General features: G+C 68.3%; 13 protein-coding genes. 4 read left to right on the top strand and 9 right to left on the bottom strand.

The window, feature by feature from the left end; all coding sequences use genetic code 11:
• Positions 1 to 33: 33 nt before the first annotated feature.
• The 9 genes from bioB to ACP7EY_RS08475 form a co-directional block, all read right to left on the bottom strand.
• Entirely contained in the window at positions 34 to 1,080 is a 1,047-nt protein-coding gene (gene bioB / locus ACP7EY_RS08515) for a biotin synthase BioB (RefSeq protein ID WP_426192412.1), read from the bottom strand.
• Positions 1,081 to 1,110: 30 nt separating this feature from the next.
• Entirely contained in the window at positions 1,111 to 1,926 is an 816-nt protein-coding gene (bioD, locus tag ACP7EY_RS08510; RefSeq protein ID WP_426192410.1) for a dethiobiotin synthase, read from the bottom strand.
• Complete coding sequence (gene bioF / locus ACP7EY_RS08505) at positions 1,923 to 3,110, bottom strand: 8-amino-7-oxononanoate synthase (protein ID WP_426192408.1); 1,188 nt, start codon at positions 3,108 to 3,110, stop codon at positions 1,923 to 1,925. The genes bioD and bioF overlap by 4 nt, the downstream gene beginning before the upstream one ends.
• A complete protein-coding gene (gene bioA, locus ACP7EY_RS08500) occupies positions 3,107 to 4,459 on the bottom strand; it encodes an adenosylmethionine--8-amino-7-oxononanoate transaminase (protein WP_426192406.1) in 1,353 nt (450 codons plus the stop codon). Before bioA ends, bioF begins: the two co-directional genes overlap by 4 nt.
• Positions 4,460 to 4,463: 4 nt before the next feature.
• The gene (locus ACP7EY_RS08495; protein WP_426192404.1) at positions 4,464 to 5,249 is read right to left on the bottom strand and encodes an enoyl-CoA hydratase/isomerase family protein; all 786 of its coding nucleotides are present in this window, start codon (positions 5,247 to 5,249) and stop codon (positions 4,464 to 4,466) included.
• 9 nt (positions 5,250 to 5,258) lie between these two features.
• Positions 5,259 to 6,866: a carboxyl transferase domain-containing protein gene (locus tag ACP7EY_RS08490; RefSeq protein WP_426192402.1), complete on the bottom strand. Its 1,608-nt coding sequence runs from the start codon at positions 6,864 to 6,866 to the stop codon at positions 5,259 to 5,261.
• Between the two features lie 36 nt (positions 6,867 to 6,902).
• Complete coding sequence (locus ACP7EY_RS08485) at positions 6,903 to 7,355, bottom strand: YchJ family protein (protein WP_426192400.1); 453 nt, start codon at positions 7,353 to 7,355, stop codon at positions 6,903 to 6,905.
• A gap of 221 nt (positions 7,356 to 7,576) precedes the next feature.
• Positions 7,577 to 8,815, bottom strand: coding sequence for a D-amino acid dehydrogenase (locus ACP7EY_RS08480; protein ID WP_426192398.1), 1,239 nt, complete (start codon positions 8,813 to 8,815; stop codon positions 7,577 to 7,579).
• A gap of 110 nt (positions 8,816 to 8,925) precedes the next feature.
• On the bottom strand, positions 8,926 to 10,230 hold the full coding sequence (locus ACP7EY_RS08475; RefSeq protein WP_426192396.1) for a serine hydrolase domain-containing protein: 1,305 nt from the start codon (positions 10,228 to 10,230) through the stop codon (positions 8,926 to 8,928).
• A 208-nt stretch (positions 10,231 to 10,438) separates the two neighbouring features.
• Here ACP7EY_RS08475 and ACP7EY_RS08470 point away from each other — a divergent pair, with 208 nt between their 5' ends.
• The 4 genes from ACP7EY_RS08470 (at position 10,439) to ACP7EY_RS08455 (ending at position 14,673) form a co-directional block, all read left to right on the top strand.
• Positions 10,439 to 11,176 carry a GntR family transcriptional regulator gene (locus ACP7EY_RS08470; RefSeq protein WP_426192394.1) on the top strand — a complete coding sequence of 246 codons (738 nt, stop codon included), beginning with the start codon at positions 10,439 to 10,441 and terminating at the stop codon, positions 11,174 to 11,176.
• A gap of 112 nt (positions 11,177 to 11,288) precedes the next feature.
• Positions 11,289 to 12,179: an N-acetylmuramic acid 6-phosphate etherase gene (locus tag ACP7EY_RS08465; protein WP_426192392.1), complete on the top strand. Its 891-nt coding sequence runs from the start codon at positions 11,289 to 11,291 to the stop codon at positions 12,177 to 12,179.
• A 95-nt stretch (positions 12,180 to 12,274) separates the two neighbouring features.
• Complete coding sequence (locus ACP7EY_RS08460; protein ID WP_426192390.1) at positions 12,275 to 13,543, top strand: MFS transporter; 1,269 nt, start codon at positions 12,275 to 12,277, stop codon at positions 13,541 to 13,543.
• Positions 13,540 to 14,673 carry an acyltransferase family protein gene (locus tag ACP7EY_RS08455; protein ID WP_426192388.1) on the top strand — a complete coding sequence of 378 codons (1,134 nt, stop codon included), beginning with the start codon at positions 13,540 to 13,542 and terminating at the stop codon, positions 14,671 to 14,673. The genes ACP7EY_RS08460 and ACP7EY_RS08455 overlap by 4 nt, the downstream gene beginning before the upstream one ends.
• Positions 14,674 to 14,682: the final 9 nt, after the last annotated feature.

Raw genomic sequence — 14,682 nt, 5'->3', positions numbered from 1 at the left:
AGCGAGGGTTGAAAAAGGGCGGGCGGGCAGGCTTTAGCAGCCGCAGCGCTCCTTGGGCGCGGCGTCGAGCGTGGCGGCGCGGGTTTTCAGGCCCAGCTTGTCGAGCATGGCGCGGTCGTCATTGGCTTCCGGGTTGTCGGTGGTGAGCAGCTTGTCGCCGTAAAAAATCGAATTGGCGCCGGCCAGGAAGCACATCGCCTGCACCGCCTCGCCCATCTCGCGGCGCCCCGCCGACAGGCGCACGCGCGCCTGCGGCATGGTGATGCGGGCCACCGCGATGGTGCGCACGAATTCGAGCGGATCGAGCCGGTCGATGCCGTGCAGGGGCGTGCCTTCGACCTGCACCAGGTGATTGACGGGCACCGACTCGGGGTAGGGGTTCAGGTTGGCCAGCTGGGCGATCAGGCCGGCGCGCTGCAGGCGCGATTCGCCCATGCCGACGATGCCGCCGCAGCACACTTTGAGGCCCGCGTTGCGCACTTTTCCCAGCGTGTCGAGGCGGTCCTGGTATTCGCGCGTGGAGATGACGTTGTTGTAGAACTCGGGCGCCGTGTCGAGGTTGTGGTTGTAGTAATCGAGGCCGGCGTTTTTCAGGCGGTCGGCCTGGCCTTCTTCCAGCATGCCCAGGGTGGCGCAGGTTTCCATGCCCAGCGCCTTCACTTCGCGCACCATCTCCTCGACCTTGTCCATGTCGCGATCTTTCGGGCCGCGCCAGGCGGCGCCCATGCAAAAGCGGGTGGCGCCGTTGGCCTTGGCCTGGCGCGCGGCGTCGAGCACGGTGTCGATGTCGAGGATTTTTTTCGCTTCGACGCCGGTGTCGTAGCGGGCCGCCTGCGGGCAGTAGCCGCAGTCTTCCTCGCAGCCGCCGGTCTTGATCGACAGCAGCGTGGCCAGTTCGACGTCGCCGTCGGGGAAGTTGGCGCGGTGCGCGGTTTGCGCCTGGAACATCAGGTCGTTGAACGGCAGGTCAAACAGCGCCATCACGTCGGCCACCGGCCAGGTCGCCGTGGGCGCGGTGGTGATGGCGGCGGCAGGCTTGTGAAAGGCCAGTTCGGTGATGTTCTCGGTGATCGCATTCATGGGTGTTCCTTGTTGTCTTGACGGTGTAATTTATTCGCTGGCGTGCGGCCAGCCGGGCAGGCCGGCCAGCGCGATGTAGCCGGCGGCCAGCTGGTAGTCGGGGGTATGCATGAACGGCACCCGGCCCAGCAAGGGGGCCGGGATGGCTTCGCTCAGCGCGGCGACGTTCTCGTCGGCGTACTGCATGTCGGGGTCGATGTGGTTGGCCACCCAGCCTGCCAGCACCAGGTTGCGGGCGACGATCGCCTCGACCGTGAGCAAGGCGTGGCTGATGCAGCCCAGGCGCATGCCCACCACCAGCACCACCGGTAAATTCAGTTGCGCGGCCAGGTCGGCGGTGTCGAAGTCGCGCGTGAGCGGCACCCGGAAGCCGCCCACCCCTTCGACCACCACCGCGTCCGAGGCGGCGGCGATTTCCGCGTAGGCTGCGATGATCGGCACCGGCGCGATGGTCACGCCGTCGAGGGCGGCGGCGATGTGCGGCGCGGCCGGCGTGCGCAGCATGAACGGGGTGGTCAGGTTGACGGGCAGGTGCACATTGCCGGCCGCGCGCAGCAGGTCGGCGTCGTCGTTGTGCAGTTCGCCGTCGCGCACGGTGGCGCCGGCGGCGATCGGCTTCATGCCGCAGGCGCGCACGCCCTTGACAACCAGCTGGTGCAGGATCGCCGCCGAGATCATGGTCTTGCCGATTTCCGTGTCGGTGCCGGTGACGAAGCAGGAAAAGCGCCACGGCAGCGAGCCGACCGCCTGGATCATGGGCGCCGTCTCGGGCGCCGGGGCGGTGTCGGACGCGCCGACGGGAGCAAGGACGGGCGCAATCGCGTCGATCGGATCATTCAAACTCATGGTGCACACCTTTCCAGATCGTTGAGCGCGCCAATCAGCTGCGCCAGGTCGTCGTCAGTATGCGCCGCCGACAAGGTCACGCGCAGGCGCGCCGTGCCCGCCGCCACCGTGGGCGGGCGGATCGCCGGCACCCACAGGCCGCGACCGTACAAGCCGGCGCCGGCGCGCAGGGCGGCGTCATTGTCGCCGATAATGATGGGCTGGATCGCCGTGGCAGACAGCCCCAGCGTCCACGGCGCCACCTTGACGTCGCGGCGGAAGCGCCCGATCAGCGCGTCCAGGTGGGCGCGCCGGCTGGCCCCTTCGGGCCCCTCGATGATGTCGAGGCTGGCCAGCAGCGCGTGCGCCAGCGCCGGCGGCGCCGCCGTCGTGTAGATGTAGGGCCGGGCGCGCTGGATCAGCCATTCGATCACGCTGGCATGGGCGGCGACGAAGGCGCCGGCCACGCCGGCCGCCTTGCCCAGGGTGCCCATGTAGACCAGGTTGGGCGAATGCAGGCCGGCCTGGGCGAGGGCGCCGTGGCCGTGCTTCCCGAGCGTGCCGAAGCCGTGGGCATCGTCGACCACCAGCCAGGCGTGGTGGCGCTCGCACAGGGCCAGCAGCGCCGCCAGCGGCGCCAGGTCGCCATCCATGCTGAAGACGCTGTCGGTGACGACGATCTTGGTGCCGGCCGTGCTGGCGGCCAGCTGCACGGCCAGCGCGGCGGTGTCGGCGTGCGGATACACCGACACCGCCGCGCGCGCCAGGCGGGCGCCGTCGATCAGCGAGGCGTGGTTGAGCGATTCGCAGAACATGGCGCAATCGGCGTCGCCACCCAGCGCCGTCAGAATGGCCAGGTTGGCCATGTAGCCGGTGCTGAAGGTGAGCGCGCGCGCGTCCGGGATGCTCGCTGCCTGGGTGGCCGCCAGGCGCTCTTCGAGCAGCGCGTGGGCGCGCCCGTGGCCGCTGATCAGGTGCGAGGCGCCGCTGCCGGCGCCGTACAGCGTGGCCCCCTCGCGCAGCGCTGCCACCACCGCCGGGTGCGCGGCCAGGCCCAGGTAATCGTTGCTGCAAAAGGCCAGCAGGGGGCGCCCGTCGATCTCCAGGCGCGGCGCGCAGGCGGTGGCGACGGTGCGGCGCCGGCGCGTCAGGCTGGCGGCGTCCAGGCCGCGCAGGCGCTGCTCGAGGTCGGCGATCAGCTTCATGGCGCGCTGCCCTGCATGACCTGGTCGAACACGGCGCGGGTACGGCTTGCCAGCAGGTCGATCTCGTCGTCGGCCAGGATATACGGCGGCATCAGGTAGACCGTCTTGCCGATCGGGCGCAGCAGCAGTTCGTGCTCGAGCGCCGCGCTGAAAAAGCGGCGCGAAAACGTGGCCGCGCGCGCCGGATCGGCTTCGATCGCGTCGAACGCCCAGATCATGCCCTGCTGGCGGAAGTGGGCCACCCTGGGGTCGTCCCGCAAGGGCGCCAGCGCCGCCGTCATGCGCGATGCGCGCACGCGGTTGGTCGCCAGCACGTCGTCCTGCGCGAAAATATCGAGGGTGGCCAGCGCGGCGCGGCAGGCCAGCGGATTGCCCGTGTACGAGTGCGAGTGCAGGAAACCGCGGGTGACGTCGCTGCTGTAGAACGACTGGTAGATTTCTTCGCGCGAGAGCACCAGCGACAGCGGCAGGTAGCCGCCGCTGATGCCTTTCGACAGGCACAGGAAATCGGGCCAGATGGCGGCCTGCTCGCAGGCGAAAAAGGTGCCGGTGCGGCCGCAGCCGACGGCGATTTCATCGACGATCATGTGTACCTGGTAGCGTTCGCACAGCGCGCGGATCAGCTGCAGGTACAGCCGGTCGTGCATCGCCATGCCGGTGGCGCACTGCACCAGCGGCTCGATGATGATGGCGGCGATGTGCGCGGCGCGTTCGGCGAACAGGGCTTCGACATCGGCGGCGGCGCGGCGCGCCACGTCCTGCGCGCTCTCGCCGTCGACGGCGCCGCGCGCGTCGGGCGACAGCACCACCCGGGCCGGGCGCAGCAGGGGGCCGTAAGCATCCTTGAACAGGGCCACGTCCGTCACCGCCAGCGCGCCGATGGTCTCGCCGTGGTAGCTGCCGGCCAGGCAGACGAATTCCTGCTTGTCGGGCAGGCCGCGGTTGCGCCACGCATGAAAACTCATTTTAAGGGCGATTTCCACCGCCGAAGCGCCATCCGAGGCGTAGAAGGCGTGACCGAGCACGCCGCCCGTCATGCCTGACAGGCGTTCGGACAGTTCGATCACGGGCTGGTGGGTAAAGCCGGCCAGCATGGCGTGTTCGAGGCTGTCGAGCTGCGCGCGCAGGGCCGCGTTGATGGCGGGATTGGCGTGGCCGAACAGGTTGACCCACCACGAACTGATGGCGTCGAGATAGCGCTTGCCGTCATGGTCGTACAGCCAGGCGCCGCGGCCGTGGCTGACGGCCACCAGCGGCACCGTCTCGTGGTGCTGCATCTGGGTGCATGGATGCCAGACGCTGCGCAGGCTGCGCGCGACCCAGTCGGCCGAGGTGGGGGCGGCGCTCATCGGCTCAGTCCAGCCACGACGGCTTGCGTTTTTCGAGGAAGGACGCGACCCCTTCGCGGCCCTCGTCGGAGGCGCGGATGGCGGCGATGCGGCGCGCGCTGTCGGTGACGAGGGCGTCGTCGAGCGCCTTGCCGGCCACTTCGCGCACCAGCACCTTCGCCTGGCGCACGGCGTTGGGGCTGTTGCTGACGAGCGCTTTGATGATGGCGGCCACGCGCGCGTCGAGCTCGGCGGGCGCGACCAGTTCATGGATAAAACCGATGCGGTGCGCTTCGGCCGCCGTGAACCGTTCGGCCGTCAGGCAGTAGCGGCGCGCGGCGTTTTCGCCCATCGCCTTGATGACGTAGGGGGAAATGGTGGCGGGGATCAGCCCCAGCTTGACTTCGGACAGGCAGAAATGGGCGCTGTCGACGGCAATGGCGATGTCGCAGGCGGCCACCAGGCCCATGCCGCCGGCATAGCAGTCGCCCTGGATTTTCGCCAGCACCGGTTTCGGGCAGGTGTAGATCGTGCGCAGCATGTCGGCCAGCTTCAGGGCGTCGTCGTAGTTTTCGCTGTCGGAATAGCCGGCCATGGCCTTCATCCAGTGCAGGTCGCCGCCGGCGCAGAAGGCGGGGCCATTGGCGGCGAGGATGATGGCGCGCACGTCTTCGTCGCGGCCCAGTTCATCGAAGGCCAGCGCCAGTTCGGCGATGGTGGCGTCGTTGAAGGCGTTGCGCACGTCGGGACGGTCGAGCGTGACGGTGGCGACGCGCTCGTGCATGGTGATGTCGACGGATTGCCAGTTCATGATTGCTCCTTACATCCGGAAAAGGCCGAATCTGGTTTCGCCGATCTCGGCGCTCATGGCCGCCGACAGGCCCAGGCCCAGCACCATGCGGGTGTCGGCCGGGTCGATCACGCCGTCGTCCCACAGGCGCGCGGTGGCGTAGTACGGGTGGCCTTGCAACTCGTACTGCTCCTTGATGGGCTGCTTGAAGGCCGCTTCTTCGGCGGTCGTCCAGGCGCCGCCCTTGCCCTCGATGCCGTCGCGCTTGACGGTGGCGAGCACGCTGGCGGCCTGGTCGCCACCCATCACGGAGATGCGCGCGTTCGGCCACATCCACAGGAAGCGGGGAGAAAAGGCGCGCCCGCACATGCCGTAGTTGCCGGCGCCGAAACTGCCGCCGATGATGACGGTAAATTTCGGCACGGCGGCGGTGGCGACCGCCGTGACCATCTTGGCGCCGTTGCGGGCGATGCCCTCGTTTTCGTACTTGCGCCCCACCATGAAGCCGGTGATATTTTGCAGGAACACGAGGGGAATCTTGCGCTGGCAGCACAGCTCGATAAAGTGCGTGCCCTTCAGGGCCGACTCGGAAAACAGGATGCCGTTGTTGGCGATGATGCCCACCTTGATGCCGTAAATATGGGCAAAGCCGCAGATCAGGGTGGTGCCGTAGCGGGCCTTGAATTCGTCGAATTCGCTGCCGTCGACCACCCGCGCGATCACTTCGCGCACGTCGAAGGGCTTGCGCGTGTCGACCGGAATGACGCCATACAGTTCCTTGGCCGGATACTTCGGCTCGACGACCTCGCGCAGGGGCGCCTGGCGCGGCTTCTGGCGGTTCAGGTTGGCCACGATGGTGCGCGCCAGCGACAGCGCGTGCAGGTCGTTCTGGGCCAGGTGGTCGACCACGCCGGACAGGCGCGTGTGGACGTCGCCGCCGCCGAGGTCCTCGGCGCTGACCACTTCACCGGTGGCCGCCTTGACCAGCGGCGGGCCGCCCAGGAAAATCGTGCCCTGGTCCTTGACGATGATCGATTCGTCGCTCATGGCCGGCACGTAGGCGCCGCCGGCGGTGCAGGACCCCATCACCACGGCGATCTGGGCGATGCCCTTGGCCGACAGGTTGGCCTGGTTGAAGAAGATGCGGCCGAAGTGGTCGCGGTCGGGGAACACGTCGTCCTGGTTGGGCAGGTTGGCGCCGCCCGAGTCGACCAGATAAATGCAGGGCAGGTGGTTCTGATCGGCGATTTCCTGCGCCCGCAGGTGCTTCTTGACCGTCATCGGGTAGTAGGTGCCGCCCTTGACGGTGGCGTCGTTGCAGACGATGACGCACTCCTGGCCGGCCACGCGGCCGATGCCGGTGATGATGCCGGCGCTGGGCGCGGCGTCGTCATACATGGCGTAGGCGGCCATCTGCGACAGTTCGAGAAACGGCGTGCCCGGATCGAGCAGCATCTGCACCCGCTCGCGCGGCAGCAGTTTGCCGCGGGCGACGTGCCTGGCCGAGGCCACCGCGCCACCGCCGGCGGCGATCTGCGTCACCTTGGCGTGCAGGTCGTCCACCACCGCCTGCATGGCGGCCGCGTTGGCCTTGAAGTCGTCGCTGCGGGGATTGAGCTTGCTGTCGATGTGGGGCATTGCTGTCCTTCTGTGGGCGGATCGGGTGCGGCGGCGTCAGCGCGGCGGCTTGGACGGAAAACTGCCGTCGACATAGAACCAGCGCGCCACCGCGTCCGCGTCCGCCTCGCGCACGAAGCGGCTCACTTCGTGCAGGCGGTGGGCGCGCCCACCAATCTTGTAGCGGGCGACAAATTCTACGGTATCGTGGTCTGGCATCTCTGGCAAGTTTGCTTTACGTTGACGTAAACGTAAAGCAGATTTTACCTCAAGTCCCAGCCACTGGGGCGGCGCGATGCGGTCAATGATGGGGCCGTCCGGGACGGTGTCGGCATGCCAGGTGGCGCGCAGATAGTCCTCCAGGCCCAGCGTGTAGGCGCTGTAGCGCGAGCGCATCAGCTGCTCGGCCGTGTGCGGCACGGCGGCGCCGTCGATGAAGGGGCCGCAGCAGCTGGCATAAGCGGCGCCGCCGCAGGGACAGGCGCTGGAAGGAGTGAGGGGGGCAGGCATGGCGATTGGCGGCAGGTGAAGGCCGCATTATCCGCCAAAACGGACCGCATGCGCCCGCGGGGCTAGAACCTATCCCGGTAGGTCGGAGTCGCTGCTTGCGCGCCTGGCAACCGATGGCGGCGTTGCTCGTCTTCGCATGGCTCGCCATGCGTCATCCTCGCGCCTTGCCCTCGGCTACCATGCATCGCAATCCGCTTCCTCCTACCTACCGGGATAGGTTCTTAGCGCAGGGTCAGGCCGTCGAGCTTGAACGGCGGCGCATCGCCCTTGACGGCGCCGGCCAGCAGCTTGGCCGAGCCGCAGGCGAAGGTGAAGCCCAGCGGCCCCTGGCCCACATTGAGCCACAGGTTCGGGTAGCCGGTGGCGCCGATGATGGGGGCGCTGTCGGGGGTGGCGGGGCGCAGGCCGGCCCAGGCGGAAATGCGCTCGTAGTCGGCCGCGTGCGGCATGGTCGCGCGCACCTGCCGGGTCAGGTTGGCCACCCGTTTCGGGTCGAGCGTGGTGTCGGCGCCGACCATGTCGACCATGGCCGCCACCCGCAGCGCGTCGCCGATGCGTGCGTACAGCACCTTTCTCTCGAAATCGGTGATGGAAATGGCGGGGGCGCAGTCGCCCGGGCGGATCGGCGCCGTCAGGCTGTAGCCTTTCAAGGGGTACAGGGGCAGGTAGATGCCGACGGCGGCGGCCAGGTCGCGGCTGTCGATGCCGGCGGCGAGCACGTAGTGGTCGGCCTTGAACCGTCCCGCGCTGGTGTCGACGCCGGTGATGGCGCCGCCGTCTTCGACGATGCGGTGCACGTCGGCGCGCACGCTGCCCTGGAAGCGGGGGTGCGCGGCCAGCCGGGCGGCCAGCGCCGCGCAGAAGGCGTAGCAGTCGGCCACCGCCTCGCCCTGGTTAAAAATGCCGCCGGCCAGCAGCGGCGCGACGGCGGCCAGGGCCGGCTCCCGCACTGCGCATTCGGCGCCCGAGAGCACCTGGCGCGTGCCGTCCGCATCGGGGCGGGCGACGGCGGCCTTGAAGGCGGACTGCGAGCGGTACACCACCATCTTGCCGGCGTCGCGCCAGTCGAAGGCGTCGAGCGGCAGCACCGGCGCCAGTTCGGCCATGGCGCGGCGCGACAGTTCTCCCAGTTCGAGCAGCTTGGCGGTGGTGCGGGCGTTGTCGGCGCTGTTGCAGTTGGCCACGAAGCGGGCCAGCCAGCGCCACTGGCGCAAGTCGGCCTCGGGCCGGAAGCGCAACGGCCCGTTTTCCTGGAACAGCCACTGCATGGCCTTGAACGGCACGCCGGCGTCGGCCAGCGGGGCGACGTAGCGGTAGCTGAGCTGGCCGCCATTGCGGTAGCTGGCGGCCATGCCGACGGCATCGCGTTCGAGCAGGGTCACCTTGAACCCTGCTTCGAGCAGCCACCAGGCCGAGGTCAGGCCGATGACACCACCGCCGATTACGATTGCTTCCTGCATGCGTCGTTTGTCACTGTGAGGGGAGAGTCGGCCAGCTTAGGCGCTGGCCGGCGGGGCGGCCAATGAATCCTGCGCGCGCTGTCATAACCGCGGTTCATGGTCGGCGCGCTTCATGCATGGCCCGTCCGTTCCGGCATACCGTGCTGCCACAGGGCGGCGAGGATGCGCTCTTCGAACGGCGCCAGCGCCGAGTGCGCCCCCGTGCGCGTGTCCGGGTCGCTGGCGGTGCCGCCGCACAGCACGATAAAACCCGTGCCGGCGGCGCGGTCGAACACGAACATGGCGCGCAAGCCGTAGGCGTCGCCCAGGTGGCCGACGGCGTTGAAGCCGCCGCCTTCAATCAGGCGCTGGCCGGGTGCGTCGGGGAACTGCTGGTTGCCCAGCCCCCAGGCCTGGAACAGGCCGTTATTGGTGGCGCCGTTGGGGCGCGCGCCGTCATAGGTCCACTGGCGGGCGAACATGGTCTCGAGGGTGGCCGCCTGCAGCAGGCGCAGCTTGCCGTGGCGGCCGCCCGCCATCAGCATTTGCATCACCACGCCCAGGCTTGATGCCGAGATGCGCAGCCCGCCGGTGGGGCTGAACGGGGTGGCGTTCTGGCCCGGCGTGTAGGCGTCGATGGCGGCCGGCGGCCGCGGCGCCTGCCGGCGCACGTCGTCGACCTGGGCGATCCACGGGCCGGCGCTGTCCCAGCGTTCGCTGTCGACGGCGCGCTTGCGGTAGATGGTGGCGATGTTCGCCACGCTGGCCGCGCGCAGGGTCGACGGGTTGTAGCCGCCGTCGATGCCCAGCGGGTCGAGCAGCAGGCGCGCCATCAGGCGGTCGAAGCGTTCGCCCGTCACCCGCTCCATGATGGTGCCGAGGACACCCCAGCCCAGGTTGCAGTAGGTGAAAAACGCGCCGGGGGCAGCGTCGGCCGACCACATGGCGCCCGTGCCGAAGCCGGGCGCGCCCGCCACCAGGATGCTCGACAGGGCCGTGCTCAGGGGCCACGAATAGCCGGCGTCGTCGCGCAGCGAGGACGTGTGGCACAGCAGCGCGCGCAGGCTGATGGGGCGATCGGCGAAATGGGGATTGCGCAGCGTGAAACCGAGATAGGTCGAGACGTCGGCGTCGAGCGCCAGCTGGCCCCCTTCGACCAGGCGCATCAGGCCCAGCGTGGTCATCAGCTTGGACACGGAGGCGATGCGGTACAGGGTGGCGCCGTTGGCGGGCAGGGCGGCGCCGATGTCGCGCTGGCCGAACTGCGCCTGGTAGACGGGGCGGCCGGCGCGCAGTGCCAGCACCGACAGGCTGGCCAGCTGGCAGGCGGGATCGGCGACGATGGCGGCCAGCGCGCGGTCGGTGGCGCCGTCAGGCGCACGGGGCGCGGCGCGCAGCAGCGGGTGGGCCGCGCCCAGCAGGGCCAGTCCCAGCATGGTTCGCCTCGAAGCGCGCATGGTGTCCTGTGAGGGTGCCGTCGGCCCGGAATGGGGACGGTCCTTGGCAGGATACGGACACATTGCAGGGCCAGCCAATGAATTGACGTGAATGCCGCATAACTTTTTGCTATGCTTGGCAGGTGCGCTGCCGCCTGCTTCCCGGGCCGGTGGCCGCGCCCCACCGCCAGCGTTCCGAAAGCGTCCCATGTCCCACCCCAGAGGCCAGTTCAAGGCCGACTCGAACGACAATTCGCCCCTGTACATGCAGGTGGCGCGCCTGCTCATCGACGACGTCCGCGCCGGCCGCTACCAGGTCGACCAGGCCTTGCCGTCCGAGCGCCTGCTGTCGGAGCAGCTCGACGTGTCGCGGGTGACCGCGCGCAAGGCCATCGACCAGCTGGTGGGGCAGGGCCTGGTGGTGCGCCGGCGCGGCTCCGGCAATTACATCGCCCCCCGCATCGAGCAGCCCCTGTCGAACCTGTCGAGCTTTTCCGAGCAGCTGCTGCAGCGGGGCTACCGGCCCCGCTCCCAGTGGCTCAAGCGCGCCATCGTCAGCGCCGCCACCGACGAGCAGCTCACCCTGGGCCTGTCGCCGCATGCGCGGGTGGCGCGGCTCGAACGCCTGCGCCTGGCCGACGACGTCGTCATGGCCTACGAGGTCAGCGTGATCCCCGCCAGCATGCTGCCGCGCCCCGAGGCGGTGGGCGGCTCGCTGTACGAACACCTGGCCCAGAGCGGCCACCTGCCCGTGCGCGCCCTGCAGCACATCCGCGCGATGAACGCGCCGGCGCTGCTGGCAGGCCAGCTTGGCATCCCGGAAGGGCAGGCGGTGCTGTTCATTACCCGCATCGGCTACCTCGAATCGGGCCAGGCGGTCGAGCTCACGCACTCGTATTGCCGCAACGATTATTACGATTTCGTGGCCGAGATGCGGCGCGCGTAAGGACGCTTTCATAACCTTTCGGAATGCCCACGCCCCACCCTTTCATGGGAAACGCCCGCGTGTTCGCATTACACTGGCTCCCTTGCCGCACCGCCGGACCCGTCAGAACGCCATGCTCAAAACCGAAACCCCGTCCGCCGATCATGCCGACCTGGACCAGTATTCCACCTCTGCACTGGTGACCACCCTGATCGACGACCAGATGACGGCCGTGCGCGCCGTGCGCCTGGCCGCGCCCCGCATCGCCGCCGCCGTCACCGGCGCCCTGCCCCGCATCGAAGCGGGCGGCCGCCTCATTTATGTGGGGGCGGGCACCTCGGGCCGCCTGGGTGTGCTCGACAGCGTGGAGCTGTATCCCACCTTTTCCTGGCCGGCCGAGCGCGCCATCGCCCTGCTCGCCGGTGGCCACCAGGCCATGTTTGCCGCCGTCGAAGGGGCCGAGGACGATCTCGACCAGGGCGCCGCCGACCTGCTCGCGCTCGCCCCGACCGCCAATGACATCGTGCTGCTGCTGGCCGCTTCCGGCGCCACCCCTTACGTGCTGGGCGCCCTGCGCGCCGCGCGCGCCGCCGGTGCGCTCACGGTCGGCTTCGCCAACAATGTCGACGCCCCCGTGGCGCTCGAAGCAGAGATCGGCGTCACGCTCGACACGGGCGCCGAAGTCATTTCCGGCAGCACCCGCTTGAAGGCGGGCACCTCGCAAAAACTGGCCCTGAACACGTTTTCGAGCGCGCTGATGGTGCGCCTGAACAAGGTCTACGGCAACCTGATGGTCGACCTCAAACCCACCAACGTCAAGCTCGTCAAGCGCGCCGTGCAGCTGACCATGCTCGCCACGGGCGCCGACGACGGCACCGCGCGGGCCATGCTGGAACAGTGCGAGTTCCACGTCAAGGTGGCCATCGTCGCCCTGAAAAAACAGACCAGCGTGGCCCAGTCGCGCGCCCTGCTCGACGCCTGCGGCGGCAGCGTGCGCCAGGCGCTGGCGGGCCCTGAGACGTGATACAAGCTGGGTAATTGCGGCTGTAAACCGTATCATGTTGCGCTGCCCACCTTGACCGCGAAAGTCCCATGCAAAACCAGCCAGTGAGCCCGCCAATGAGCACGCCAATCAGCAATCCCTGGGCATGGGTGCCCTCGCTGTATTTCGGCCAGGCGCTGCCCTACGTGGTGGTGATGCTGCTGTCGGTCGTCATGTACAAGGACATGGGGGTGTCGAACACCGACATTGCCCTCTACACCAGCTGGCTGTACCTGCCGTGGGTGATCAAGCCCCTGTGGTCGCCCCTGGTCGACATGCTGCGCACCAAGCGCTGGTGGATCGTCAGCCTGCAGCTGCTGATCGGCGCCGCGCTGGCGATGGTGGCGCTGACCATGCAACTGTCCAGCTTCTTCCAGATGAGCCTGGCCGTGCTGTGGCTGATGGCCTTCAGTTCGGCCACCCACGACATCGCCGCCGACGGCTTTTACATGCTGGGCCTGCGCCAGCAGCAGCAAGCGGCCTTCGTCGGCGTGCGCAGCACGTTTTACCGGCTGGGCATGCTGGCCGGGCAGGGCGGGCTGGTGTTTTTGGCCGGCAAGCTCAGCGAGCGCACGGGCGACATTCGCTTCGCCTGGTCGGTGGTGTTCGGCGTGCTGGCGCTGATGTTCGTGGCGCTGTCGCTGTACCACCGCGTGATGTTGCCGCGCCCGGCTGCGGATGTCTCGACCGTGGCGGGCGCCGACGTCGCCCCCCTGCACGAGTTTTTCGCCACCTTCGCCAGCTTCTTCAAAAAACCCGACATCGCCCTCATCCTCGGTTTTATTCTCACCTTCCGCCTGGGCGAAGCGCAGTTGCTCAAACTGGCCGTGCCGTTTCTGAAAGACCCCGTCGCCGCGGGCGGCCTGGGCATGACCACCGCCCAGGTGGGCATCGCCTACAGCACCGTCGGCGTGATCGCACTGACCCTGGGCGGGCTGGCCGGCGGCTACCTGATCTCGCGGCTGGGCCTGAAGCGCTGCCTGTGGCTGATGGTGTTTTCCGTGCACATTCCCGACCTGGTGTTTGTCTACCTGGCCAGCGTGCAGCCGGCCAGCCTGGTGTTCGTCAGCGCCGCGCTGGCGCTGGAACAGTTCGGCTACGGCTTCGGCTTCACGGCCATGATGCTCTACATGATCATGGTCTCGGACGGCATCCACAAAACCGCCCACTACGCCATCTGCACGGGCCTGATGGCGCTGGGCATGATGGTGCCGGGCATGATCAGCGGCAAGGTGCAGGCGCTGCTGGGCTACCAGCACTTTTTCATGTACGTCTGCCTGATGACGATTCCCGCCTTCATCATGGCGGCGCTGGTGAAGATCGACCCCGGGTTTGGCAAGAAGTGAACCACCGCCTGCGCTCGCTCGACGCCTTCCGCGGCTTCACCATCGCCGCCATGGTGCTGGTGAACAATCCCGGCGACTGGGGCAATCTGTACCCGCAACTGGCGCACGCGAAGTGGCACGGCTGGACGTTTACGGACACCATCTTTCCCTTCTTCCTGTTCATCGGCGGGGTGGCGATGGCCCTGTCGCTGGGCCGACTGGCGGCGGCCGGGGTCGACAAGCCGATGCTGCTGCGCAAGCTGGCGCTGCGCGCCCTGCTCATTTTTGGCATCGGCTTCCTGCTCAACCTGGTCCCCCATTTTAATTGGGCCGCCGTGCGCATTCCCGGCGTGCTGCAACGGATCGCCCTGTGCACGGTGCTGGCCGCGCCCCTCGTCGTCTATGGCGGGGTGCGCCTGCAGTTGCTGGCGATCGTTGTCCTGCTGGCCGGCTACGCCGCGCTGATGCTGGGCGTCGATGTGCCCGGCATTGGCGCCGGCGTGCTCGAGCCGGGCAAGGACCTGGGCGCCTGTCTCGATCGCGCGCTGCTGGGGCCGCACCTGTGGGTGCAGGCGAAAACCTGGGACCCGGAAGGCCTGTTGAGCACGCTGCCGGCGCTGGCCAGCACCCTTATTGGCGTGCTGTGCGGGCGCGCCCTGCTGGGCCCCGCCGCGCCCGCCGAAAAAACCATCGCGATGCTGCTGACCGGTCTGCTGCTGCTGGCGCTGGGCTCGACCTTCGACGCCATCCTCATGCCGATCAACAAGAGCCTGTGGACGCCCTCGTTCTGCCTGTGGATGAGCGGCTGGGCCCTGCTCGCCTTTGGGGCGTTTTACTGGCTGCTCGACGGCGCCACCAATCCCCGCGTGCGCGCCATCGCCACCCGCTGGAGCACCCCGTTGGTGATTTACGGCATGAACGCCCTGTTCATTTTCGCCCTGTCCGGCCTGATCGCGAAAATGCTGGGGTTCATCAAGTTGACGGCGGCCGACGGCAGCCAGCTTAGCCTGGGCAAGGCCCTGTACGCGCCCGTCAAGGCGCTCGAACTGGCGCCGGTCAACACGTCCTTGCTTTATGCTCTGCTGTTTAATGCCTTCATGTTTTGCATCGCCTACGGCTTGTGGCGCAAAAAATGGTTTGTCAAAGTATGAATTGTCAGG

The sequence above is a fragment of the Massilia sp. DWR3-1-1 genome (assembly GCF_049898325.1).
Lineage (GTDB): Bacteria > Pseudomonadota > Gammaproteobacteria > Burkholderiales > Burkholderiaceae_D > JAFCUW01.
Note: the sequence above shows the minus strand (reverse complement) of the source record. Positions and strands in the feature narration are given on the sequence as shown.